Source organism: Limnohabitans sp. TEGF003 (assembly GCF_055395455.1).
On the sequence record NZ_AP029225.1, the window covers coordinates 1,241,251 to 1,266,434 of the forward strand.

At 52.3% G+C, this 25,184-nt stretch carries 24 protein-coding genes; 23 read left to right on the plus strand and 1 reads right to left on the minus strand.

Features of this window, described 5'->3' with window-relative positions:
- Position 1 precedes the first annotated feature (1 nt).
- From ACZ5RT_RS06135 to ACZ5RT_RS06225, 19 genes are read left to right on the plus strand one after another with little or no spacing between them, the layout of a single operon-like run.
- Positions 2–1,468, plus strand: coding sequence for a mannose-1-phosphate guanylyltransferase/mannose-6-phosphate isomerase (locus tag ACZ5RT_RS06135; RefSeq protein WP_464453873.1), 1,467 nt, complete (start codon positions 2–4; stop codon positions 1,466–1,468).
- Positions 1,469–2,260: an ABC transporter permease gene (locus ACZ5RT_RS06140; protein ID WP_464453874.1), complete on the plus strand. Its 792-nt coding sequence runs from the start codon at positions 1,469–1,471 to the stop codon at positions 2,258–2,260. It abuts the gene before it with no gap.
- Positions 2,260–3,477 (plus strand): ABC transporter ATP-binding protein, encoded by a 1,218-nt coding sequence (locus tag ACZ5RT_RS06145; RefSeq protein ID WP_464453875.1) that lies wholly within the window; start codon positions 2,260–2,262, stop codon positions 3,475–3,477. Before ACZ5RT_RS06140 ends, ACZ5RT_RS06145 begins: the two co-directional genes overlap by 1 nt.
- On the plus strand, positions 3,474–4,748 hold the full coding sequence (locus tag ACZ5RT_RS06150; protein ID WP_464453876.1) for a class I SAM-dependent methyltransferase: 1,275 nt from the start codon (positions 3,474–3,476) through the stop codon (positions 4,746–4,748). Before ACZ5RT_RS06145 ends, ACZ5RT_RS06150 begins: the two co-directional genes overlap by 4 nt.
- Complete coding sequence (locus ACZ5RT_RS06155; protein WP_464453877.1) at positions 4,745–7,294, plus strand: glycosyltransferase family 4 protein; 2,550 nt, start codon at positions 4,745–4,747, stop codon at positions 7,292–7,294. The genes ACZ5RT_RS06150 and ACZ5RT_RS06155 overlap by 4 nt, the downstream gene beginning before the upstream one ends.
- A complete protein-coding gene (gene gmd, locus ACZ5RT_RS06160; RefSeq protein ID WP_464453878.1) occupies positions 7,295–8,329 on the plus strand; it encodes a GDP-mannose 4,6-dehydratase in 1,035 nt (344 codons plus the stop codon).
- 13 nt (positions 8,330–8,342) lie between these two features.
- Positions 8,343–9,296, plus strand: a complete 954-nt coding sequence (locus tag ACZ5RT_RS06165; RefSeq protein ID WP_464453879.1) for a UDP-glucuronic acid decarboxylase family protein — start codon at positions 8,343–8,345, stop codon at positions 9,294–9,296.
- On the plus strand, positions 9,293–10,255 hold the full coding sequence (locus ACZ5RT_RS06170) for a glycosyltransferase (RefSeq protein WP_464453880.1): 963 nt from the start codon (positions 9,293–9,295) through the stop codon (positions 10,253–10,255). Before ACZ5RT_RS06165 ends, ACZ5RT_RS06170 begins: the two co-directional genes overlap by 4 nt.
- Entirely contained in the window at positions 10,252–10,638 is a 387-nt protein-coding gene (locus ACZ5RT_RS06175; RefSeq protein WP_464453881.1) for a GtrA family protein, read from the plus strand. Before ACZ5RT_RS06170 ends, ACZ5RT_RS06175 begins: the two co-directional genes overlap by 4 nt.
- The gene (locus ACZ5RT_RS06180; RefSeq protein ID WP_464453882.1) at positions 10,635–11,237 is read left to right on the plus strand and encodes a hypothetical protein; all 603 of its coding nucleotides are present in this window, start codon (positions 10,635–10,637) and stop codon (positions 11,235–11,237) included. The genes ACZ5RT_RS06175 and ACZ5RT_RS06180 overlap by 4 nt, the downstream gene beginning before the upstream one ends.
- Positions 11,234–12,907, plus strand: a complete 1,674-nt coding sequence (locus ACZ5RT_RS06185; protein ID WP_464453883.1) for a hypothetical protein — start codon at positions 11,234–11,236, stop codon at positions 12,905–12,907. The genes ACZ5RT_RS06180 and ACZ5RT_RS06185 overlap by 4 nt, the downstream gene beginning before the upstream one ends.
- Before the next feature lie 37 nt (positions 12,908–12,944).
- Complete coding sequence (locus ACZ5RT_RS06190) at positions 12,945–14,111, plus strand: nucleotide sugar dehydrogenase (protein ID WP_464453884.1); 1,167 nt, start codon at positions 12,945–12,947, stop codon at positions 14,109–14,111.
- Positions 14,112–14,136: 25 nt separating this feature from the next.
- Positions 14,137–15,171 carry a GDP-mannose 4,6-dehydratase gene (gene gmd, locus ACZ5RT_RS06195; RefSeq protein WP_464453885.1) on the plus strand — a complete coding sequence of 345 codons (1,035 nt, stop codon included), beginning with the start codon at positions 14,137–14,139 and terminating at the stop codon, positions 15,169–15,171.
- A 41-nt stretch (positions 15,172–15,212) separates the two neighbouring features.
- Positions 15,213–15,635, plus strand: coding sequence for a hypothetical protein (locus ACZ5RT_RS06200; RefSeq protein WP_464453886.1), 423 nt, complete (start codon positions 15,213–15,215; stop codon positions 15,633–15,635).
- A 1-nt stretch (position 15,636) separates the two neighbouring features.
- Entirely contained in the window at positions 15,637–16,071 is a 435-nt protein-coding gene (locus ACZ5RT_RS06205; protein WP_464453887.1) for a helix-turn-helix transcriptional regulator, read from the plus strand.
- Entirely contained in the window at positions 16,064–16,510 is a 447-nt protein-coding gene (locus ACZ5RT_RS06210) for a DUF6941 family protein (RefSeq protein WP_464453888.1), read from the plus strand. The genes ACZ5RT_RS06205 and ACZ5RT_RS06210 overlap by 8 nt, the downstream gene beginning before the upstream one ends.
- 7 nt (positions 16,511–16,517) lie before the next feature.
- Positions 16,518–17,390 (plus strand): GDP-mannose 4,6-dehydratase, encoded by an 873-nt coding sequence (locus tag ACZ5RT_RS06215; RefSeq protein ID WP_464453889.1) that lies wholly within the window; start codon positions 16,518–16,520, stop codon positions 17,388–17,390.
- On the plus strand, positions 17,374–18,567 hold the full coding sequence (locus ACZ5RT_RS06220) for a glycosyltransferase family 4 protein (RefSeq protein ID WP_464453890.1): 1,194 nt from the start codon (positions 17,374–17,376) through the stop codon (positions 18,565–18,567). The genes ACZ5RT_RS06215 and ACZ5RT_RS06220 overlap by 17 nt, the downstream gene beginning before the upstream one ends.
- Complete coding sequence (locus ACZ5RT_RS06225; RefSeq protein WP_464453891.1) at positions 18,488–19,747, plus strand: glycosyltransferase family 4 protein; 1,260 nt, start codon at positions 18,488–18,490, stop codon at positions 19,745–19,747. The genes ACZ5RT_RS06220 and ACZ5RT_RS06225 overlap by 80 nt, the downstream gene beginning before the upstream one ends.
- Here ACZ5RT_RS06225 and ACZ5RT_RS06230 read toward each other — a convergent pair.
- Positions 19,720–20,856 carry a glycosyltransferase gene (locus ACZ5RT_RS06230; protein WP_464453892.1) on the minus strand — a complete coding sequence of 379 codons (1,137 nt, stop codon included), beginning with the start codon at positions 20,854–20,856 and terminating at the stop codon, positions 19,720–19,722. The two genes, ACZ5RT_RS06225 and ACZ5RT_RS06230, sit on opposite strands and share 28 nt — an antisense overlap.
- Before the next feature lie 183 nt (positions 20,857–21,039).
- Between ACZ5RT_RS06230 and ACZ5RT_RS06235 the strand changes: the two genes are divergently transcribed.
- The 4 genes from ACZ5RT_RS06235 to ACZ5RT_RS06250 are packed head-to-tail and all read left to right on the plus strand — an operon-like array spanning position 21,040 to position 25,181.
- Positions 21,040–22,149 carry a DegT/DnrJ/EryC1/StrS family aminotransferase gene (locus ACZ5RT_RS06235; RefSeq protein WP_464453893.1) on the plus strand — a complete coding sequence of 370 codons (1,110 nt, stop codon included), beginning with the start codon at positions 21,040–21,042 and terminating at the stop codon, positions 22,147–22,149.
- Between the two features lies 1 nt (position 22,150).
- The gene (locus ACZ5RT_RS06240) at positions 22,151–22,732 is read left to right on the plus strand and encodes an acyltransferase (RefSeq protein WP_464453894.1); all 582 of its coding nucleotides are present in this window, start codon (positions 22,151–22,153) and stop codon (positions 22,730–22,732) included.
- Positions 22,729–24,213, plus strand: coding sequence for a lipopolysaccharide biosynthesis protein (locus ACZ5RT_RS06245; RefSeq protein ID WP_464453895.1), 1,485 nt, complete (start codon positions 22,729–22,731; stop codon positions 24,211–24,213). Before ACZ5RT_RS06240 ends, ACZ5RT_RS06245 begins: the two co-directional genes overlap by 4 nt.
- Positions 24,210–25,181: a glycosyltransferase family 2 protein gene (locus tag ACZ5RT_RS06250; protein ID WP_464453896.1), complete on the plus strand. Its 972-nt coding sequence runs from the start codon at positions 24,210–24,212 to the stop codon at positions 25,179–25,181. Before ACZ5RT_RS06245 ends, ACZ5RT_RS06250 begins: the two co-directional genes overlap by 4 nt.
- Positions 25,182–25,184 lie beyond the last annotated feature (3 nt).

Sequence of the window (25,184 nt, forward strand, 5' to 3'; positions counted from 1 at the left end):
CATGAAACTGATCTCAGTCGTACTCTCCGGCGGTGCCGGCACCCGCCTTTGGCCTGCATCGCGTCAGGCCTATCCCAAACCCTTTATGAAGCTGGGCGGCAGCGCACTGCTGGAGCAAGCCATTGCACGCGGCCAAGCCTGCGGCACTGACGACCTGCTCGTCGTCACCAACCAAGACCATCTGTTCCTCACGCAAAACCTGGTGGCTGAAATGGCCCAGCCACCCCGCGTGAGCTACTTGCTGGAACCCAAGGGCCGCAACACCGCGCCCGCCATTGCCCTGGCCGCACTGGCCGTGGCCCAGCAGCATGGGCGTGATGCCGTCATGCTGGTGCTGGCAGCAGACCACTTGATCCCTGACACCTCGGCCTTTGTGGCCAATGCCTTGCAAGCTGCCCGCCATGCCCAGCAAGGCCAGCTGGTCGTCTTTGGCATCCAGCCCACTGGCCCTGAGACAGGCTTTGGTTACATCGAAGTGGCCAAGGTCGGCGGCGAGGCTCAGCCCGCAATCAAGTTCGTAGAAAAACCCAACCTGGCCACAGCGCAAGAGTATTTGGCAACAGGCCGCTACTACTGGAACAGCGGCATGTTCTGCTTTAGCGCAGGCACCATGCTGGACGCCTTGGCCCAGCATTCACCCGAAGTGCTGGCCGCCGCACAAAACGCCATGGCCAGCAGCCAAGCCCAAGCCGGGCAGGGCACCACAGCAGGCATCACCCGCTTTGAAACCCACGCCTTTGGCCTGCAGCCCGACATCAGCATCGACTACGCCGTTATGGAGCGTGCCACCAACGTCACCCTGGTGCCTGCCAAATTTGGCTGGAGCGACGTAGGCGCCTGGCCCGCCGTGGCCGCAGCCCACACCGCAGACGGAAACGGCAACACCATGGCCTGTGATGACCACATCGACTGGATCGACGTGGACACCAGCAATACCCACATCCACATCGACACCCAAGGGCACAAACAAGTCGTGGCCACCATCGGCATTCATAACGCCGTCATCGTGCACACGCCCGATGCCCTGCTGATCGCCGACAAAGCCAAGGCCCAAGATGTGAAGAAAGTGGTCGACGCTCTCAAGCAACGCCACATCGACAGCGCGCAATACCAAAGCACGGTGCTGCCCTCTTCGGTCAATCGGCCTTGGGGCACCTACACCACGCTCAAAGAAGAAGGCGGCTACAAAGTCAAGCGGATCACGGTGCGCCCGGGCGAGAGCCTGAGCCTGCAATACCACCACCACAGGGCGGAGCACTGGACGGTGGTGCGCGGCCACGGCATCGTGCAAATTGGCGATGTGCAATACCCCACTGGGCCAGGTGAATACCGTTACATCCCCCTCAAAGAAACACACCGCTTGACCAATACAGGCGAAGAAGAACTGGTGCTGATTGAGGTGCAGGTGGGCGACTACTTGGGTGAAGACGACATCGTGCGCCTGCAAGACAACTACGGGCGCGCATAAATGAATATGCTCAAAGCCCTTTGGTCCTATCGCGGTTTCATCCGCGGCAGCGTCCAGCGCGAGTTTCAAAGCAAATACCGCAACTCCTTGCTGGGCGCTGCTTGGAACATCATCAACCCCCTTGCCATGATCGTGGTCTACACCGTCATCTTTGCCCAAGTCATGCGGGCCAAGCTGCCGGGGGTGGACAGCACCTTTGCTTACAGCATCTATTTGTGTGCGGGCTCGTTGACGTGGGGGCTGTTCGCAGAAATGGTGGGCCGTAGCCAAAACATGTTTTTGGACAACGCCAATTTGCTCAAAAAAATCAGCTTCCCCCGCATCACCCTGCCCATCATCGTGGTGGCCAATGCGGGGCTCAACTTTGCCATTGTGTTTGGCTTGTTTTTAGGCTTTTTGCTGGTCAGTGGCAATTTCCCTGGATGGGTCACGTTGGCCATCGTGCCAATTTTGGTTTTGCAAATCACCTTTGCCATGGGCCTGGGCATGGTGCTGGGTGTGCTGAATGTTTTCTTCAGAGACGTGGGCCAATTCTTTGGCATCTTTTTGCAGTTCTGGTTTTGGCTCACGCCCATCGTCTATCCGGCGAATATCCTGCCCGAATCCATCAAGCCCTATATGGCCATCAACCCCATGGCCGCTGTGATGGCTGCATACCAAGGAATTTTGGTCAATCAGCAATGGCCGCAATGGTCCAGCTTGTGGCCTACGGCCTTACTGGCTACAGTGTTGTGTCTTTTGGGTCTGCACCTGTTTAAAAAGAATGTTGGCGAAATGGTGGACGAACTCTGATGGGCACGATTGTTGTTTCCAACCTAGGCAAAGCCTACAAGCAATATCCCAATCGCTGGGATCGACTGCTGGAGTGGGTAACCCCCGGTAATGCCAAGCGACACCAACTTAAGTGGGTACTGCAAGACATCAACTTCACCGTCAACGCAGGTGAGGCCGTGGGCATCATCGGCATCAACGGTGCAGGCAAAAGCACCTTGCTCAAACTCATCACGGGCACCACCCAGCCCACCACCGGCAGCGTGCACATGACAGGCCGTGTGGCCGCCATGTTGGAGTTGGGCATGGGATTTCACTCTGACTTTACGGGACGGCAAAACGCCTTCATGGCAGGGCAGCTGCTGGGCATCAGTAGCGAAGAAATCGCCCGTCTCATGCCCGAAATAGAAGCCTTTGCCGAGATTGGCGATTACATCGATCAACCAGTGCGTGTGTATAGCAGTGGCATGCAAATGCGATTGGCCTTCAGTGTGGCCACGGCGATTCGGCCCGGCATCCTCATCGTTGACGAAGCTTTGTCTGTTGGGGATGCCTACTTCCAACATAAAAGTTTTGATCGCATACGTGAGTTTCGCAAGCAAGGCACCACATTGCTGATCGTGAGCCACGACAAACAAGCTATTCAGAGCATTTGTGATCGAGCTATTTTGCTGAAAGGTGGGCAGCTGGCCATGGAGGCTGAACCCGAAGTGGTGATGGACTATTACAACGCAATGTTGGCTGATCATCAAAACCAAGCGGTTACGCAAGAAACACGCGAAGATGGCAAAGTGCAAACCATTTCTGGGACCGGTGATGCACGTGCAACTAGCATAAGCCTTTGCGATGCCAATGGCAAAGTCATTGAAGCAGTTGCTGTTGGTCAAAAAGTTTGTCTTCGGGTTGCGGTCCGATGTCGAGCCAATATAGCTGATCTGGTCGTTGGCTACATGATCAAGGATCGATTGGGGCAACCAGTGTTTGGTACAAATACATACCACCATGACCGTGTATTGAAAAACCTCCCAAAAGGCACGGAGATTATCCAAGAATTTGAGTTTCAGGCTAATTTGGGTACAGGTGCCTATTCCGTCTCAGTTGCTCTTCATGCTGAAGATACCCATATTAGTAAGAATTACGAATGGCGTGACCATGCTTTGGTTTTTAGCGTAATTAATATTAATCACCCTTATTTTGTCGGTGTGGCTTGGATGCCGCCGAGGATTAACCAAAAATGACAGATCTTTTTTATAGAGTTTTTGAGGATAAACATCGCGGTTCGCGTGAATTGATAAAAGACAGGCTGCAAGTATATTTACCATTTGTGAGGCCACTTTTGGATATTTACCCAGAAGGTTGCGCGACTGATCTTGGCTGTGGCCGAGGTGAATGGCTTGAATTGTTGACTCAGTCGGGTTTTAACCCCAAAGGAGTAGATCTTGATGGCGGTATGTTGCAGGCTTGTGAGCTCATGGGTTTGTCTGCTATCAGGGCCGACGCTTTAGAGTTCTTGAAAAAAACTGAAAGTAACAGTCAACTTATAGTTTCAGCATTTCATGTAGTTGAACATATTGAGTTTAAGCAACTTAGGGTCTTGGTAAGTGAGGCCATGCGTGTGCTTAAACCGGGAGGACTACTTATTTTGGAAACACCTAATCCGGAAAATATTGCGGTTGCAACACGCAATTTTTACCTTGACCCAACGCATCGGCGTCCCATCCCCCCTGCATTGCTTGAATTCGTGGCAGAGTTTGCTGGTTTTGAGCGCGTAAAGACTTTGCGTCTTCAGGAGCCCGAGGGCATTTCTAGTAACGATAACATTGGCCTGACGGAGCTGATCAATTGCGTCAGCCCTGACTATGCTGTCATTGCACAAAAAAAAGCAGACGCTAATGTGATGGCTCAGAGCCAAGAGTTTTTTGATGCTAACTTTGGAGTCAGCATTGATACTTTGGCTACAAAACTAGACCAACGACTGGCACGCATTGAAGCAAAATCAGTTTATGTACTGCAGTTAGCCCAACAGGCTGAAGCTAAAGCCCAGCAAGCTGAAGCCAAAGCCCAGCAAGCTGAAGCCAAAGCCCAGCAAGCTGAAGTCGTTGCCAGTCAACATGTGGAGCAACTGACTGCTGTTTATTCGAGTAGGTCCTGGCGGATAACAGCATCATTTCGATGGTTTTTTTACCAAGTACATCGACTCAAGACAGAAGGCTTGCGGTCAAGGTTGAAAAGCTTTGTTAAAAAGGTCCTGCGGAAACTGAATCTAGCTCTTTTAGCAAGGCCAGCATTTCGACAAAGGCTAGTTAAATGGAGTCGACGTTGTGGATTTTACGGAGTCCTAAAAATAATGCGAGACAGGCTTCACGACCGACCATCAGAGATATTGACCTTGGCTGTTGTACCACACATGGCCATAGACATTGATGTCAGTAAGTTGTCTCCAAGAGCTAGAAAGATATACACAGACCTCAAGCAGGTTATCAAAGTACAAGAGGGGAGTCGTTCATGAAAATAGTGATCGACATGCAAGGTGCGCAAACCGCAAGCCGTTTTAGGGGAATTGGTCGCTATACCCTAGCCTTTACCCAAGGCGTTGTGCGTAACCGAGGCAATCACGAAATTATCCTTGCCTTAAGCGGCTTGTTTCCCGAAACCATTGAACCTATTCGTACCGCATTCGAAGGACTTTTACCGCAGGAAAATATCCGAGTGTGGCATACGCCAGGTGCGGTCGCCGGGCAGGACATGAGTAATGACGAACGACGGGAGATCGCCGAAATAATGCGAGAAGCCTTCCTTTCGAGCTTGCAACCGGACGTCATTCATATAAGCAGTCTGTTCGAGGGCTATGATGATGATGCGGTTAGTAGTATTGGTAATTTTGATGAGAAAACACCAGTCAGCGTTACTTTATATGATCTGATTCCATTGCTTAATCCAGATCACTACCTGAGCCCCAATCCGAGTTATAAAAAACATTACTTGCGAAAGCTTGAGTATCTTAATAAAGCGAAAAAATTTCTTGCTATTTCGGAATTCTCGCGCCAGGAAGGCTTGGTGCATCTTGATTTATTGGAATCAATGGTCGTTAATGTCTCGACTGCAATCGAGTCTGATTTTCATGCTTACACGCCGGATGAAAAAGCGGTGAATATTATTAATTCAAAATATCAGATAATTAGACCTTTTGTTCTTTATAGCGGTGCAACTGATGAGCGCAAAAACCTCCCTCGTTTAATTCGTGCCTACGCGGCATTGCCACTGGATATTCGAAATTCCCATCAAATTGTTTTGGCAGGGGGAATGCCGCAAATACATTTAATAGAATTACAAAATGTCGCTAAAGCAGCTGGCATTCGTAATGGCGAGTTGATCTTTACTCACCGTGTGACCGATGAGGAGCTAATTTCTCTTTATAAACTTTGCAAGTTATATGTTTTCCCATCATGGCATGAGGGGTTTGGTCTCCCTGTCCTCGAGGCCATGGCTTGCGGTGCACCCGTTATCTGCGCTAACTCTGCTAGCTTGCCAGAAGTAATCGGTCTGGATGAAGCAATGTTCGATCCGTTTGACGAGGCTGGAATTACCTCAAAAATGCAGCAAGCTTTGTTGGAAGAGCCTTTTCGACAAAGGCTTTGCAGTCATGGCGTACAGCAAGCGCAGCTATTCTCTTGGGATGAAACAGCAAAACGGGCAATATCCGCATGGGAAAGTATCCCATTAAGAAATAGATCTAACAGTTGTCTCGACGTTTGCAAGGCTGAAAAACGACTTTATGACTTGATTGCTCAAAATGTTAGTAAGCTAGGCGAATCTGGTTTATTGCAGACTTCCGTTTGTCTTGCATTGAACCAGCAAGAGGGCAACGAGAAGCAACTGCTAGTAGATATTTCCGAAATCGTTCAACGCAATGCCAAAAGCGGTATTCAGCGTGTTGTCCGAAGCATCCTAAAAGAGTGGCTAACAAATCCGCCCGAAGGTTATCGTGTGGAACCGGTTTATGCTACGCATGAAACAGGTTACCGTTATGCACGTCGTTTTGTAGCAGATTTTATGTGTATGCCCAAAGCGGGACTTTCTGACGAAACTATAGACTTTTCACAGGGCGATCTATTCTTTTGCCTTGACTTGCAGCCAGATGTGCAGTTAGTGCACCGTGAATTTTACCAGCATATGCGCAGGCAAGGAATTAAAGTAAAGTTTTTAGTGCATGACCTGTTATGCATCCATATGCCCCAGTATTTCGAGCCCGAAGTGCGTGAATGGTTTGTGCGTTGGCTTGATGTAGTTGCCGAAAGTGATGGCGCAATATGTGTTTCACAAACTGTTGCTGGTGAGTTAAATGAATGGGTAAAAGTTAATCATCCCGAAAAATTAAAATTATTTGATATTAAGTGGTCGCATAATGGCGCTGATATCGAGAAGTCCCTACCCAGTCAGGGATTTCCTCATGACACGCAAATGGTGCTATCCCAACTTAAGACATGTCCGAGTTTCTTGATGGTGGGAACCTTGGAGCCGCGCAAAGGCCATACCCAGGTTCTGGACGCATTCGATCTGTTGTGGCGGGCTGGCGTCGATGTGAATCTAGTAGTCGTCGGCAAGCAAGGCTGGCTGGTTGATGAGCTAGTGCAGAGATTGCGTAGCCATCAAGAGGTTAACAAAAGGCTGTTCTGGCTGGAAGGCGCCAGTGACCAATGCCTTGAAAAAATCTATGCTTCTAGTACATGTTTAATAGCGGCTTCCTACGGAGAAGGTTTTGGTTTGCCATTGATCGAAGCAGCACAACACAAGTTGCCTATCATCGTTCGAGACATACCTGTTTTTCGCGAAGTGGCAGGTACAAATGCGTATTACTTCAATGTCAAGCAGTCTGTTGAACTCGCGCAGGCCATCAAGTCGTGGCTTGCTCTGTACAAGAGACGTGAGCACCCCAATTCGGCCAATATGCATTGGCTAACTTGGAAGGAGAGCGCGGTTCAGCTTCTCAAAGAATTGAATCTCCCCGCTCCAATTAAAAGTTCCTTTAGCCATTTGCAATCGTCTCACTTATAAATGAAAACCACAATAATCACAGGCATCACAGGCCAAGACGGCGCATACCTTGCGCAACTCCTGCTCGACAAGGGCTACACCGTCTACGGAACTTATCGCCGCACCAGCTCGGTCAACTTTTGGCGTATCGAAGAGTTGGGCATTCAGAACAATCCCAATCTGCATTTGGTCGAATACGATCTGACCGACTTGGGCTCCAGCATTGCCTTGGTCCAAAAAGTCCAGCCCGACGAAATCTACAACCTGGCCGCACAAAGCTTTGTGGGCGTGTCTTTTGACCAGCCCAGCACTACCGCGCAGATCACTGGCGTTGGCTGCCTCAACCTGCTCGAAGCCATTCGCTTGGGCAACCCCAAGATCCGCTTCTACCAAGCCAGCACATCTGAGATGTTTGGCAAGGTGCAAGCCATTCCGCAGATTGAAAGCACACCTTTCTACCCCCGCAGTCCCTATGGCGTGGCCAAGCTCTATGCGCACTGGATGACGGTGAACTATCGCGAGAGTTACAACATCTTTGGCTCCAGCGGCATCTTGTTCAACCACGAAAGTCCGCTGCGCGGACGCGAGTTTGTGACCCGCAAGATCACCGACAGCGTGGCCAAGATCAAGCTCGGCCAGCTGGACTGCCTGGAGCTGGGCAACCTGGACGCCAAGCGCGACTGGGGCTTTGCCAAAGAATACGTGGAAGGCATGTGGCGCATGCTTCAAGCCGACGAGCCCGACACCTTTGTCCTGGCCACTAACCGCACCGAGACGGTGCGTGACTTTGTGCGCATGGCGTTCAAGGGTGCAGGCATTGCGGTTGACTTCAAGGGCAGCGAAGAAAAAGAAACCGCCATTGACGCCGCCACCGGCAAAACGGTGATGCGCATCAACCCCAAGTTTTACCGTCCAGCTGAGGTGGAGTTGCTGATTGGTGACCCGGCCAAGGCCAAAGCCAAGCTGGGCTGGGAGCCCAAAACCACACTGGAGCAGCTGTGCCAGATGATGGTGGACGCTGATTTGCGTCGCAATCAGGCTGGGTTCTCTTTTTAATTAAAGGTAAATAATGAAAGTAGCGAACCGTAAAAGAGTATTGGTCACTGGGGGCGCAGGCTTTCTGGGGTCGCATTTGTGTGAGCGCATGCTCAACGATGGAAATGAAGTTTTGTGCGTAGACAATTTCTACAGTGGCACCAAGGACAACATTGCTCACTTAATGGACAACCCGCATTTCGAGTTGATGCGCCATGATGTGTGTTTTCCTCTTCATGTTGAAGTGGATGAAATCTACAACCTGGCTTGCCCTGCATCCCCTGTGCACTATCAGCGTGATCCAGTGCAGACGACCAAGACAAGCGTTTTAGGTGCCATGAACATGCTGGGCTTGGCCAAGCGCACGGGGGCCAAAATTCTGCAAGCTTCTACCAGCGAGGTCTATGGCGACCCAGAAGTCCACCCCCAAAAGGAAAGTTATTGGGGACACGTCAACACCATTGGCATCCGATCTTGCTACGACGAAGGCAAGCGTTGTGCCGAAACGCTGTTCTTTGACTACAAGCGTCAACACGACGTAGCTATCAAGGTCGTGAGGATTTTCAACACCTATGGCCCGCGCATGCACCCCAACGATGGCCGTGTGGTCAGCAACTTCATCGTGCAAGCCTTGCGCGGCGAAGACATCACCATTTACGGCGACGGATCCCAAACCAGGAGCTTTTGCTATGCAGATGATTTGATCGAAGGCTTTGTGCGCATGATGGCCAGCTCGAAGGACGTCACAGGCCCTATCAACATGGGCAACCCGGGTGAGTTCACGATGATCGAGTTGGCTCAGGCGATCTTGAAGCAAGTGGGCGGTCCATCGCAACTGGTATTCAAGCCATTGCCACAAGACGATCCCAAGCAGCGCCGTCCAGACATCACGCTGGCCAAGCAACATCTTGACTGGGAGCCCAAGATCCACCTTGAAGCTGGATTGGAAAAGACCATCTCTTATTTCAAGACGTTTTTGTCCCTATGAGCATCCACAATCATTCACTCGTGGTTGTCACACCGGTCTATGAGGACGTGGAGGCCAGCAGCCGCTTGTTCAAAGAACTGGCCCAAGAATTCAAGCAAACAGTCTTTGTGGTCGCTGTCGATGATGGCTCCGTCAAGCAGCCTTTGTCCATCGCCAGTTTGGAGCAAGCAGGTGTGCAAGGGGTTGTCCTCAAACTTCGCCGCAATGTGGGGCATCAACGCGCCATTGCCATTGGTTTGGGCTATGCGTCAGAGCAGATCCAGCCAGACCAGCAGATCGTTGTCATGGACTCTGACGGTGAAGACTTACCTTCCACGATTCATGCGCTTCTTAAAAATCTCGAATCAGAAGATGTCGACGTGGTCGTCGCTCAACGCAAAAGCCGTGTCGAAACATGGCGATTCAAAGCTTTCTACCAAATCTATAAACGTTTCTTCAGCCTGATGACTGGCCGAGCCATCAGCTTTGGAAACTTCATGGCGATGAAGTCAAATGCTGTTAAGCGTTTGGTCGTCATGCAAGAGTTGTCAATTCATGTGGCCGGTGCAGTTTTGGCCTCCAAATTGAGAGCGGCAACATGCTCGCTGGACAGGGGGCCACGCTATGCCGGACAGTCCAAAATGAATTTTGTCGGCTTGGTGCTGCACGGATTCAAAGGATTGATGGTCTTTGCTGAGGACGTGTTGGTGCGGGTTGGCATCGCATGTGCAGCGATTGCCGGCTTCGCTGTCTTTGGGGCAGCAACAGCAGTCGTCCTCAAGCTGCTGGGCTACTCCACGCCAGGCTGGTTCTCAATTGCTTTGGGCATTTTGTTGCTCATGTTTTTGCAAACTGGCGCGCTGGCACTGATGACCTTGATGCTGACCGGCGTTGTGCGTGGCGGTACCGTGACCACTGCCATCGCGTACCACGACTTTGTGGAGCAGGTGATCGAAGCCCAGCCGAGCGGCGGCGCATGAGTCGTCCTGCTCAGGAGGTATTGCGCTACGGCATCAACGGAATCGTAGCCACTGCGGTGCATTACGCAGTACTCACATTCAATTTGCAGGTGTTGTCCATGCCATCGGCGGGGCTGGCCAACATGGTTGCAGCCGTCTTTGGCATCAGCACTTCATTTGTTGGAAGCCGCTACTTTGTCTTTCGCCAAACGGAGGAAGGCATTCTGGCTCAAGCTGCCAAATTTGGCGGGCTGTACGCTGTATTCGCTTTGGTGCACGGGGCAGTTCTGTTCCTCTGGTCTGACTGGATGGGTTACGACTACCGGCTAGGGTTTCTTTTGGCCACTGCGGTCCAGATCGCGGGAAGTTATCTGGGAAATAAATTTCTGGTTTTCAAGACATGATCAATAAATTCATCACGGCTTTACTGGCGACGACTTTGTTCGTAGTGGTTTTGCTGACTGTCTATGCACTACACATGACCATGTTTCGTGTCAACGTGGTGTTTTATGCAGCAATAGCCGATGCGCTGCTGGCGGCTGCTATCTGCGGCATAGGTGTTTTCTTTTTAGGTTATTTTCGAACACTCAGTGGCTTTGAGAAGTCCCAATTGATTGTGATTTGGCTGCTATCAGGCTATGCATTTGCCATCTCGGTGCCAACTGTGATCGACCGATCGCTGTCTTTTTATATTCTTGAAAAAATTCAGCAACGCGGAGGTGGTATTCGTCAAGATGCTTTTGAGCAGGTCTTTACACACGAATACGTCAAAGAGCATCGACTGGTTGATGTGCGGATCACCGAGCAACTAGAGTCGGGCACCATCGAAATTAAGAATGGTTGTGTCCTGTTGACCGCCAAAGGTGAGCGGATTGCTGCTTTCGGACGATATTACAGAACCCACTGGCTACCTAAGCAACGACTTCTGATGGGGCAGTACAGCGACGACTTGACTGATCCTTTCAAGAACAGCGCTATGAATCATGACTATGTGTGCAAATGAAAAAAATTAATGCCATTCGAAGTAATATTTGGCCACTGTTGGTCTTTGGTGTTTTCTTTCTGGCAGTGCCTGTTTCACAGCTTGGATTCGATTCTTACTTGCTGTTCAAGATGATGCCGGGGGATCTCGGCGATGCTCGGCTCAACAATTACTTCCTCGAGAATATCTACCAATTTCTGTTGGGTAATAGTGAATCCTTGTGGCATCTTGGATTTTTTTGGCCTTTCCCCTATGTGCTCGGGTTTTCAGATAATCTATTTGGTGCTGCTCCGATATATCTGGTCGCACGGTTTTTATCAGGTCAACCCGATACTGCATTTCAAATTTGGTTTGTTGCTGGCTATGCCGTTAACTTTTGGGCGGCATACTATACCTTAAAAAAGTTGGGCATAAGTCAATTGTCCGCATGCGTTGGGGCGACGATTTTTGCTTTCTCACTGCCTGTCACCGCTCACGCAGGGCACGCGCAACTGCATTACCGCTTTGGTGTGCCTCTTACCTTGTTGTACATGGTGCAGTTCCTCGAACGTAGACAGTTATGGATGTTGACAACGGCATTAGCTTGGTTGAGTTGGCAATTTTATTGTGGTGTTTACATTGGTTTTTTTACAGCCTTAATTTTGTTTGCTACATTTATAGGATATATCTTTAAATCAGAAAATAGTCCACGAGCTGCCTTACATGAGTTTTTTGCGGGGGTTTACAATTCTTGGTGTAAAACTGATAGGCGTCACAAGCGAAATTTAATCATCGCTTGGATAGGCATGCTACTGTTGCTCGTCCTGCTCTTCTATCCATATCTCCAAGCCAGTAAACTGTATGGCATAAAGCGCAGCTGGGGTGAAATATCTACAATGTTGCCTAGGCTACAAAGCTATTTCATCGCTGACTCCTCATGGTTCTGGGCTCAACCTGCTGGAAAGCTGTTTTCCAGTGTGCCAATGCGGCATGAACATCAAATGTTCCCTGGAATGGTCAGCTTTAGCCTACTGATCATGGGAATTTTCTATGGCGTACGTACATCTGATGTCGCTGGTCGTTTTTTCTCATTGATGGTGTTTACCTTAGGTCTACTGCTTATTTCCACACTTTATATTGGTGGATTTAGCTTGTGGTACTTTATCCATTGGCTGCCGTTGGCATCAGCGATTCGGGCTATGACCCGTATTGATTTAATCATGCTCTTGCCATTGGCCTTTGCTGTTGCTTATTTTTTAGATCAACTGCGTGTAAGTAAAAATTGGGGACGTGTTTTCATAATATTAATAGTGTTTCCATCTTTATTGATAGAGCTCTCATCATCTACAATGAATATGAGTTCAAAAATAGAGTGGCGTCAACGATTTGAGGCTAAATTCGGTCAGGTGCCAATAAATCTGACAAAAGATAGTGTTTTATTTTTTGCGGCTCCAAATGAAGACGGACCATACAAGGCAGAAATAGACGCGATGTTGGTTTCTCAAAAATTAGGTATGAAATCAATGAACGGTTACTCGGGATCGCACCCTCAAGAACCAAGTTATGCTATTCCATATGGAAATGATTGCACCGTTGTCAGTAAAAGAGTGACTGAGTATTTGGATTTCTTGAAGAGAGGCTCAGTGAATAAATCTAAGTCTGAAGAAATGATGTTGAAAATAATTCCAATTGGTTTTACTGGTTGTAATTAATCCTGTTTTCCTGATTAATTTAATATCAAATAGAAAAATGAAAATTGCTATCGCCGGCACAGGTTACGTGGGCCTATCTAATGGTGTGTTGCTGTCGCAGCATCATGAGGTCGTTGCTTTGGATATCGTTGCTCAAAAAGTTGAGATGCTCAATCGCAAGCAATCGCCGATTCAGGATGTTGAGCTTGAGGATTACATCCAAAACAAGTCGCTCAACTTCAGGGCGACCTTGGTCAAGCAAGATGCGTATGAGGGTGCAGACTTTGTCATCATTGCCACGCCAACTGACTACGATCCTAAGACTGACTACTTCGACACCAAATCCATTGAAGCGGTAATTCGGGATGTGATGTCCATCAACCCCGATGCAGTCATGGTCATCAAGTCAACGATTCCTGTGGGTTACACCGCCAAGACACGTGCAGCTTTCAAGACTGACAATCTAATTTTTTCACCTGAATTCCTCCGTGAAGGGCGTGCCCTTTACGACAATTTGCATCCTTCACGGATCGTTGTTGGCGAGCGCTCCAAAAGGGCTGAAGTTTTTGCGGGGTTGCTCAAAGAAGGTGCAATTAAGGCAGACATCCCCGTTCTTTTCACGGACTCGACCGAGGCGGAAGCCGTGAAACTCTTTGCCAATACCTACTTGGCCATGCGGGTGTCGTACTTCAATGAACTCGACACCTACGCCGCAGCTCAAGGGTTGGACAGTCAGCAAATCATTCAGGGTATAGGTCTGGATCCTCGCATCGGCACACATTACAACAACCCTAGTTTTGGCTATGGTGGCTATTGCCTTCCGAAGGACACCAAGCAGTTGCTGGCCAATTACCGCGGCGTTCCTCAAAACCTGATTCAAGCCATTGTCGAATCGAACGCCACACGCAAAGATTTCATTGCGGAGGAGATTCTTAGGCGCAAGCCCAAGGTGGTCGGTGTCTACCGACTGATCATGAAATCGGGTTCTGACAATTTCCGAGCCTCCAGCATCCAGGGGATCATGAAAAGAATCAAGGCCAAGGGTATTCCTGTCGTGATTTACGAGCCTGCAATAAGTGATGAGCAGTTCTTCGACTCCAAAGTAATGAACAACTTGGAGGCATTCAAGAAAATTGCCGACGTCATCATCGCCAACAGAAGCACCGACGTGCTTTCGGACGTCGCAGACAAGGTCTACACACGAGATCTATTTGGCAGCGACTGATTCACAAAAGTTAATTTTTTGATTTATGAAAACATCCATCATCACCGGCATCACTGGACAAGATGGCGCTTACCTTGCGCAACTCCTGCTCGACAAGGGCTACACCGTGTACGGCACCTACCGCCGCACCAGCTCTGTCAACTTCTGGCGCATCGAAGAGCTGGGCATCCAAAACCACCCCCATCTGCATTTGGTGGAATACGACTTGACCGATTTGGGCTCCAGCATCGCCTTGGTGCAAAAAGTCCAGCCCGACGAAATCTACAACCTGGCCGCCCAAAGCTTTGTGGGCGTGTCTTTTGACCAGCCCAGCACCACAGCGCAGATCACCGGCATTGGCTGCCTCAACCTGCTCGAAGCCATTCGCCTGGTCAACCCCAAGATCCGCTTCTACCAAGCAAGCACGTCTGAGATGTTTGGCAAGGTGCAAGCGATTCCCCAGATTGAAAGCACACCTTTTTACCCCCGCAGCCCCTATGGTGTGGCCAAGCTCTATGCGCACTGGATGACAGTGAACTACCGCGAGAGCTACAACATCTTTGGCTCCAGCGGCATCTTGTTCAACCACGAAAGCCCGCTGCGCGGACGCGAGTTTGTGACCCGCAAGATCACCGACAGTGTGGCTAAGATTAAGCTGGGTCAGCTGGACTGCCTGGAGCTGGGCAACCTGGACGCCAAGCGCGACTGGGGCTTTGCCAAAGAGTATGTGGAAGGCATGTGGCGCATGCTGCAGGCCGACGAGCCAGACACCTTTGTGCTGGCCACTAACCGCACAGAGACGGTGCGCGACTTTGTGCGTATGGCATTCAAGGGTGCGGGCATCACGGTGGACTTCAAAGGCAGCGAAGAGCAAGAAACCGCCGTTGACACCGCCACCGGCAAGACGGTGATGCGCATCAACCCGAAGTTCTACCGCCCTGCCGAGGTGGAGCTGCTGATTGGCGACCCGGCCAAGGCCAAGGCCAAGCTGGGCTGGGAGCCTAAGACCACGCTGGAGCAGTTGTGCCAGATGATGGTGGAGGCTGATCTGCGCCGCAATCAGGTCGGGTTCTCTTTCTAACGTTGGCCGTAGAACAGTTGGTATAACGGTATTGATATAAAATGCCTCGCTTGCTGGTTACCGATGCATTTGAGTCTGATTTGGATGCCTTGGAGGCAACGGGCATGCAGTCTGATCTGGATGCGGTTGATGCAGCAGATGTGCTCATTGATGAAGTGGCTGGTAACTTGGATGTGCTTGATGTTTTGTTCAAGCCGGGTTTGCGTGATGGCCACAATCCTCTTTTTGAAGTCAAACGCTTTGAAGAGGCTTGGCAAGGCGGCTACAACATCTTGATCCTGAAGTTTTGGGATTTTTTAGGAGCCTTGGCCGATTACCGGATTTTTGTGGGCTATCACGCCCAAAAGGAAACCTACTATGTCTTGGCAATCACTCACCGTTCAATCGCCTACGACACTGGGCACGATGCCTACAACCGTTTATTGGTGCGATACCGCTCGTGCGACATTCCAGCATGGCGTTGACATGGGGTCAGTTGTCACCGGGGTGTTGTCGGTTCAGGCCACCATGCTAAGAGCTGATCAATGGGTGGCGATGGAAGTGCAGCATGCACCAGACGAGCATGGGCAAGATGCCAAGGCATTTGCAGAGAGGCGTGCACGCGACCCGCAACGGGCTGCAAGGCTCAAAACCATGCGCCAACGCATGGGCCACGCCTTGGAGCAGAACAGCCAACCGCTTGGTTTGGTGGGTTTGCGTTTGCGTGCGGGCTTGTCACAGCAGCAATTGGCGCACTTGATGGATACGCAGCAACCCAGTGTGGCTCGCTGGGAGCGTGATCCCACAAGCATGCGCGTGGGCACCATGTTGCGCTTGGCCAAGGTTTTGGGGGTGGATGAAGGCACCATGGCAGCAGCCATCAGCGCTCAACAGTCAAATGAAGAGCTGTCGCATGCATGAGGGGGACAACATGGTTTTAACTTGCCTGTATTGCGATGATGTGCGTTTAGAGGCCGATGGGCGTTCATCTATCCTGGGATGGCATGCCCAAGATGTTCTGGTGGCGCCTTCCAGTGCCTTTCCGCTTGTATTGCACAGTCTTGCTGTGGTTCTGCTGTTACGCTTGCCGGCTGGTAATTCGGTTACTGACTTGACGTTGAAAATGCTTGTCGGTGATGAAGTTCTCTATTCAGTGACGGCTTCTGAACAAGACTTGCAAGCCATGTTGGAGGATGCACAAAAGGCAATTGATGCTCAGGGTGCGCAGACCATACGTGTGGTCATGAAATTTCCCAATTTGACGATACCTATCCTTGGGGCATTGTGTTATGTGGCCAAAGTGGGGGAGTCTGAGGTCCGTAGCAATCCCTTGCATATTCAATTGCAACGTGATGACTGAAAAAAGTATGAAGCAAAAAATTCTTCTCACAGGTGCGGCCGGTTTTACCGGCCTTTTTTTTAAGTCTGCAGCAGAGGCCGCTGGGCACCATGTGGTGGCTTTGCAGGCCGACCTGACCGACAAGGCTGCTGTGTCAGCCGAGGTCTTGCAAGCGGCCCCTGATGCCGTGGTGCACTTGGCGGCCATCAGTTTTGTGGGGCATGCAGACGACACAGCGTTTTATGGCGTCAATGTGGTGGGCACCATGAATTTGTTGGCGGGCTTGGCGGCCTTGCCGGTCAAGCCGTCCAAGGTGTTGTTGGCCAGCAGTGCCAATGTGTATGGTAATTGCGATGCATCTCCCATCACCGAAGACCAGCCCGCCGCGCCGGTCAACCACTACGCTATGAGCAAGTTGGCCATGGAGCACATGGCGCGTACGTATCTGGACCGCTTTCCAGTCGTGTTCACCCGGCCATTCAATTACACGGGGCCTGGTCAGGCACCTAACTTTTTGATTCCCAAACTCATCAGCCATTTTGCACAGCGTGCGCCAGCTATTGAGCTGGGCAATTTGCATGTGGAACGTGAATTCAACGACGTGCGCATGGTGTGCGATGCGTATTTGGCTTTGCTGGCGCATGGCGAACCGGGCGAGGTCTACAACGTGTGTTCAGGCAAGCCCTATACCTTGCAGCATGTGATTGATCTGTTAAGTGGCATCACGGGACACGCCATGGATGTGCAGGTGAATCCGGCTTTTGTACGGGCCAACGAGGTGCATCGCTTGTGTGGCAGCCCCGCTAAGTTGTTGCGTGCAACGGGGACTTTGCCAGCTTATGGTTTGGAACAAACCTTGTCATGGATGCTGGAGATGGCGGGCAATGGCCATGCTGTTTAAGGCCAATGGCGATCCTTGTCAGGTTGCAGTCAATGCAGGGGCTTTGCTGACCCCTTTGACGGGTATTGGTCAATACGTCAAAAACTTATTGCTGGAACTAGAGCACGCTGAAGATGTTCGCGTAAATAAGTTTTATGCGGGCCATTGGTCGCGCGAGATTCGTGATGTGGGGGCTGTTCAACAGTCCCATCACAAGGCTCAAACGTGGAAGGCTTGGTTGCGCAACAACGTGCCTTTGCTGACGCGTTCGTACCGTTATTTGCAGCAGCAGCGGTTCTCGGCGGGTGTGCGGGCGGGCCGTGCAGATGTTTATCATGAGCCGAATTTTTTGGCATATCGATTTGATGGGCCAACGGTCATCACGGTGCATGACCTGTCGTGGATCCGCTATCCACAGACGCATCCGGCTGATCGTGTGGCCACAATGAGCAAAAATTTTGAGCCTTCGCTCAGGCGTGCGACACGCATCATCACGGATTCTGCGTTTGTGAAGCAAGAGTTGATCGATGTATTTGGTGTGCGGCCCGAGATCATTCATCCTGTGTTGTTGGGGGTAGGAGAAAATTTTCGACCGCACGCACCAGACGAAACGGTCGATGTGTTGCAGGCCAATGGCCTTGGACATGGGCAGTACATGCTGGCTTTGGGGACGCTGGAGCCTCGCAAGAATTTGCAGTTGGCCTTGACGGCGTTTGAACGTTTGCCCGCGGCTATGCAGCAGCGTTGCCCCTTGGTACTGGTGGGTATGACGGGATGGAACAACGACGCTCTGGCGCAAAGGTTGGCTCCGCTGCTGCACCGGGGTGTGGTCAGGCAGTCGGGGTATTTGTCGCGTCAGGATTTGGTCAAGGTGGTCGCTGGGGCGCGTTGCATGGTGTATCCGTCGGTTTACGAGGGTTTTGGGTTACCTCCCTTGGAGTCTATGGCTTGCGGGGTGCCTGTCATCACGTCGAACGTATCTTCTTTGCCAGAGGTGGTGGCAGACGTTGGTTTGCAGGTGTCGCCTATGGATGATGTGGGGTTGGCGGTGGCCATGCAGTCGTTGCTGGACGACGATGCTTTGCACGCGCGTTTGGCGCAGGCTGCATTGGTGCGCAGTGCCGGTTTTACTTGGGCCGAGTGTGCACGTCAGACCCGTGAGGTGTATGGTTTGGCCATGGCGGACGCGGGAGTGTGATGATGTTGCTGCAGACATGGGCTTGTATGACTGGGGCGCCATGATCAGAGTTGGATTTGGAGCGACCGCTTGGAGCCGAGGGCTTTCGGGTCATCAGCTTGATGGGATTGGCTATTACACGCAAGAGGTTTTTCGCCGTCTTGATCTGCAGGCCAGGCTGCAGATGCGTCCTGTGGTGTTTGGTGCTGTGGGGCCAGACAAATTAGACGGTCATGTTCCGATTCGTTTGGGGCGCTATGACGCCGCAGCTGCCTTGGCCACTGTGTCGGGTTTGCCTTTTGCAGGCAATAGTTTGCTGGCCCAAGAGCTGGATATTTTTCATGCCACAGATCACTACACGCCCAAGTTGAAGGGGCTACCAGTCGTGGCAACTTTGATGGATGCGATTCCGCTGTCGCACCCGCATTGGGTGAGAAGCGGTTTGCGTGGTTTGAAGAACTGGCTTTGGCGCACGTCCGGTCAATGGGCGGACCATGTGATCACGATTTCGGATTTCTCGCGCACCGAGGTGGCCAGGCATTTCCGCATTCCGGAGTCACGTATCACGGTGACGCCTTTGGGGGTGGATGACCGGTATTTCGAGCGTTTGTCGGGTGATGCTGCTGAGGCTGTGCTGAATAAGTATGGTGTGCCTGAGCGCTTTTTTGTTTTTGTAGGCACTTTGCAGCCCCGCAAAAATGTGGAGCGCATTGTGCAGGCTCACGAGGCGTTGCCTGCAGCATTGCGTGCGCAGTGTCCGCTCTTGATTGTGGGTCGCAATGGTTGGGGTTGTGACGATCTGGTGGCCAAGCTCAATGCGTGCGATGTTGACGGGCCTGTACGCTGGTTACTGAGCGTGAATGATTTCGAGAAGCGTGTTTTGATGCAGCGTTCCACGGCCTTGGTGTTCCCGTCTCTGTTTGAGGGGTTTGGTTTGCCGGTGCTGGAGGGCTTTGCCAGCCAGACGCCTGTGATCACGTCCAACACCACGTCTTTGCCAGAGGTGGCTGCCGACGCCGCATGGATGCTGAACCCGATGGATGTGCACGCAATGGCCGATGCGATGGCCACTTTGGCCACCGATCAGGCTTTGGCAGGGGCGTTTGTGGCCAAGGGCTTGGAACGCGCCCGCAGCTTTACTTGGGATGCTTGCGCAGCGCAGACCTTAAAGGTTTACGAGCGGGTGTTAAGCAGGTCTTGATAAAGCTGGATGTGCAGGTCACTCATGACCAGCATTGAATAATTACGCAATGCATGTGATCGGGCTTGTTGTCCTAGCTTTTCACGCAGTGCTGGGTCAATTTTTAGGGTGTTGATTGCTTGGGCTAGAGCCCGAGCATCTTTCGCAGGCACGGTGAGCCCAGTAATGCCGTGCGGGTTGACGGCGTTGACCCCATTGTTCAGATGGGTGCAAATGACAGGTTTGCCACAGGCCATGGCTTCCAGTTGCACCAGGCCAAAGGCTTCATTGGGCGTGACCGATGGCAGGCAAAAAACATCGCACGCCTGATAGCAGGCCGCCATGTCTGCCGCAGACAGCCGACCGCTGAACCACACGCGGTCTGCAAGGCCCAGTTGCTGGGCTTGCGCTTGCAGCTCGCCCCTTAGTGGGCCATCCCCCCCCAACACCAAATAGGCGTCAGTGTGCTGCAGGGCCTCGAGCAGGACATCGAACCCTTTGTAGCCTACATGTCTGCCAAGGGCAAAAACCACAAATTTACCTTGCGCACGCTGGCGAATGGCTTCGGTCGTATCTGCGATTGCGTTGGTATTGGTGTGTTGGGTGTAGTCAAGCCCATAAGGGATGATGTGTCGTTTGGCCAATGGGTAGTTGGCTGGAATCTGCGTGCTGCTGGAAAAGTGCGCTGCCGTGGGCACGATGATGGCAGCGGCCTGCATGATTTGCCTGTATTGCCAAGGTCGGTACAGCTTGAGCAGTTGTTTTTGCTTGACGATGTCGCTGTGCCAGCTGATGACACGGGGGATGGATCTGGGCAAGACCATCGAGGCCAGGTGGCTCATGGGGTCCGGGAAGTGCAGGTGCACCACATCAACTGGCTTTTCTTTGTGTAGGCGGCGTGCCGCAGCCACCATGCTTGGGCTGATGGAGGTGCTGAAGTGAATGCCCAGTGTAGGGGCCTCGACCACGCGAAAGCCATCGGTCACAAAATCAGAGGCGGTCTTGTCCATGGACGAAACAAGGTCAACCACCTCAACGCCAAGCTCAGCAAGCCCACGGCACAGGGTTTTGACGTGCGTTTCAATGCCGCCGTCTTGTCGCCAATATTTTCCGAAGTGCAGTGCGCGCATTAAAAGTCTTTGATTCGGGGAGGATACTTATAGTGTTTACTATTGTCGCTGATTATGGGGGGTCATCAGTTGGATGATGCAGACAGTAGCGTACGCAATAGACAGATCCATGATGCGACCGACTGTCTAAAATAGCAGAGATATGCTGCCAGCCCGGCAGGCGGCTTTTTGTTTGAATTGGCCATGGCAAATCAACCTGTTTTTGTAACCCAGCCTTATTTGCCACCACTAGAGGAATTCATCCCTTATCTGCAAGCGATTTGGGACAGCAAGATCCTCACCAATGGTGGGGCGTTTCACCAGCAGTTGGAGCAGACCTTGTGCAGCCACCTGGGGGTGGAGCAGGTCGCGCTTTTTTCCAACGGCACCTTGGGGCTGATCACAGCCTTGCAGGCGTTGCGCGTCACGGGCGATGTGATCACCACGCCGTATTCCTTTGTGGCGACTTCGCATGCTCTGCTCTGGCATGGCAATCGGCCGGTGTTTGTGGATGTGGAGCCCAACACGCTCAACATGGACCCGGCACGCATCGAGGCGGCCATTACCCCGCAGACCACAGCCATTTTGGCGGTGCATTGTTACGGCAACCCGTGCGATGTGCAGGCGATCCAGAAGATTGCCGACAACTACAACTTGCGTGTGATTTATGACGCGTGTCACGCCTTTGGCGTGGAAGATGCTGGGGGCAGTGTGCTGCGGCATGGCGATTTGTCGGTGTTGAGTTTTCACGCGACCAAGGTGTTCAATACCTTTGAAGGTGGGGCCATTGTTTGCCCCGATGCCAAAACCAAGCAACGCATTGACCATCTCAAAAACTTTGGGTTTGTGGACGAGGTCACTGTGGTGGCGCCGGGCATCAACGGCAAGATGAGCGAAGTCAATGCTGCGTTTGGTTTGCTGCAGCTCAAGCACATGGGCACGGTCATGCAGCGCCGTGCAGAAGTGGATGCGATTTACCGTTCACAGTTGTCGGCTGTGCCAGGCTTGCACATCTTGCCCAAGGGCAATCAGACGGTGGCGAACCATTCGTATTTTCCGGTGATGGTGACGCCTGAATTCAAAGTTTCTCGTGATGCCTTGTACCAGCACCTCAAAGTCAATGGTGTCAATGCCCGCCGATATTTCTATCCTTTGATTTCTGATTTTCCGATGTACCGTGGTTTGCCATCAGCCGGTCGGGACAACTTGCCTGTGGCCGCCAGAGCGGCAGACCAAGTGTTGTGTTTGCCGATTTACCCTGCTTTGACTGCAGAGCAGCAGCAACGTGTGATCGATCTGATCAAGAGCGCCTGAGATGGCGACGCTGAGCCGCGAACAGATAGAGGCCATGGGGTTTGCCCATGTGGGCGCAGGTGTTCAGATATCTGACCGGGCGAGCTTTTATGGGGCAGACAAGATAACGATCGGCGACAACAGCCGGATTGATGATTTTTGTGTCTTGTCTGCGGGCGTGGGCGGCATTCATATCGGTCAGCATGTGCATGTGGCCGTGTTCAGTTCTTTGATCGGTGCTGGGCAGATTACGCTGGCTGATTTTTGCAATTTGTCTTCGCGCGTGTCGATCTATTCCAGCAGCGATGACTATTCGGGGCAGCACATGACGAACCCCACGGTGCCGACCGCATACACAGGGGTGGTGCATGCCGATGTGATGCTGGATCGGCATGTGATTGTGGGTTGCGGGAGTGTGATCTTGCCTGGCGTGCGGCTACACGAGGGTGTGGCGATCGGTGCGCTGAGTTTGGTGGCTGAGTCGTGTGAGGCTTTTGGCATTTATGCGGGCAATCCGCTGAGGCGTATCAAGGCACGTCGCCGTGATTTGCTGTTGCAAGAAGCCGCCTTCATGGCCGCCAAGATGGGCAAGGGCGCAGTTTGAAATCGGTCAAGCATACGTTTCTGGTCAACAGCCTGAGTCAGGTGTTGGTGACCTTGCTGGCTGTTCTGCTGGTGCCGGTTTATTTGCGATGGATGGGGCCGGAGGCCTATGGCCTGGTGGGCTTGTTTGCCACATTGCAGGCTTGGTTCAATTTGCTGGACATGGGCCTAACGCCGACTTTGGCCCGCGAGGCGAGCCGTTTTCATGTGGGTGCAGTGGGGGCGCAGGCTTTTCGGCAATTGTTTCGCGCCATGGGTGTGGTGTTTGGTGGCATGGCGCTGTTGGGTGCCGTGTTGCTGTGGAACTTGGCCCCTTGGGCTGAGGCGCATTGGTTGCAGCGCCAGGCTTTGTCTGCCGACGAGGTCTTGTGGGCCTTGCGTGCCATGGCCATGGCGGTGGTGTTGCGCTGGGTGGCGGGTTTGTACCGAGGTGTATTGACCGGAACAGACCGTCAGCTGGGGCTTGCCGCTGTGACGGTGGTGATGGCGTGTGTTCGTTACCTGGGTGTGCTGGCTGTGATGGCCATCTGGGGGGCCACGGTCGAGGTCTTTTTTGCTTTCCAGTTGGCGGTTGCGCTGTTAGAGACATGGGTGTTGATGGGCTGGACGCATGGGGTTTTGCCTAGGGCGCCCCAGCCCTTGAGCTGGTCTTTGTCTGCCGTGCGTCCGTTGGTGGGCATGGGTTTGTCGCTGGCCTTTGCCTCAAGTGTGTGGGTGCTGGTCAATCAGGCGGACAAGTTGCTGCTTTCGGGTTTGTTGCCTTTGTCGGACTATGGCTTGTTTTCCTTGGCGGTGGTGTTGGCCAGTGGGGTGATGGTGCTGAGCGCGGCACTCAGTCAGGCGCTGATGCCTCGGTTGGCGGCTTTGCATGCCCAGGGTGAGCAGGTGGCCATGATGGCCTTGTATCGCCGCGGCACACGTTGGATGAGTGCGATGGGTCTAGGGGGGGCCTTGGTTTTGGCGCTGCTGGCCGAACCGGTGTTGTGGGCTTGGACAGGCCAACACGATATAGCGACTCGGCTGTCTGGTGTGCTGGGTGTGTATGCCTTGGGGTATGGGCTGGCTTGCTTGGCCGCTTTCCCTTATTACTTGCAATATGCAATAGGCGAGATGCGTTTGCATGTTTGGGGGAACGTTTTGATGTTGTTGGTGTTGGTGCCTGCCGTTTGGTGGGTTGCGCCGCGCTGGGGTGCCTGGGGCACGGCTTGGGTGTGGGTGTTGCTGAATTTTTCTTTTGGTGCTTTGTGGGGGGCTGTGGTGCATCGCCGCTACTGGCCTGGGGCGCACCTGCGGTGGCTTTGGCAAGATGTGGTTTTGCCCACGGCGCCTGCATTGTTGGGGGTGATGGCGTTGGCCTTTTGGTCACCTCTTTTGCTAGACCGATGGTCTGCGTTCATTTGGGTTGCATTGGCAGGCGGCGCTTTGCTTGGGCTGAATGTATGGGTTTTGCTCTGGCGCGAGCGCAAAGGTGAGTTTGTATGAGCCAAGCTGAGCAACAGCCTGTGGTGTCTGTTTGCATTGCAACCTATCACCAGGATCAATACATCGAGGCTTGTGTGCGCAGTGTGTTGGCGCAGCAGCCTGATGTGTCGCTGGAGATTTTGATTGGGGATGATGGTGATTCGCCGAAGACGCCGGACATCGTGGCGCGTTTGTCTTCTGAGTTTCCGGGGTGTATCCAGTATTTTCGTCATCCTCAGAACTTGGGGGCTTCGGCCAATTACCAGTTCTTGATTGCGCGTGCAAAGGGTGAATTCATTGCGCATCTGGATGGTGACGACTTTTGGTTGCCTGGCAAGTTGGTGGCCCAGTTAGCGGTGTTGCGTGAGCAGCCAGATTTGGCGGCTTGTTATACCAATGCCTTGGTCGTAGAAGATGACTTGTCTTTGCGGATGCTGTTCACGGCGGTGGGGCAGTCGCGTTTTGATTTGGCCTTTATGCTGGCGGGGGGGAATTTTCTCAACCACAGTTCGATGGTTTACCGCAGCCAATTCAAAGGTGTTTTGCTGGGGTTTGAAGGCCCCTTCATCGACTACAAAATGCATTTGCATTTGGCCTGTAAGGGCGATCTGTACATGTTGCCGGGCGCTTTTGTGGGGTATCGCTGGGCTACGCCGCAGTCGATGGTTCAGCGTTCGCCCAACAAAGTGCAGCAATGGTATTGGGAGGCCATGGTGTCGGTATTGACGCTCCCTAACGTGACACCCGAGATGCGCAGCGCCGCGTTGCTGCATTATTGGGGCATGGCGGCAACGGAGTGTTTGGCCAAGGGGCGTTGGGGCTGGGCGCAGCATTGGTCACGAGAGATGTCTTTGCGTTTCCCGGTTGATTTTCGCAAGGTGTATTGGGGCGGGTGGCGGTTTGCTGTGGCCCGCTTTGTCAGTTTGTTTTTGGCCGCATGGGGGCGCAAGTGGGCAGCGCCTTTGGTGCGGGTGTTGCATCCCCGTTGAATG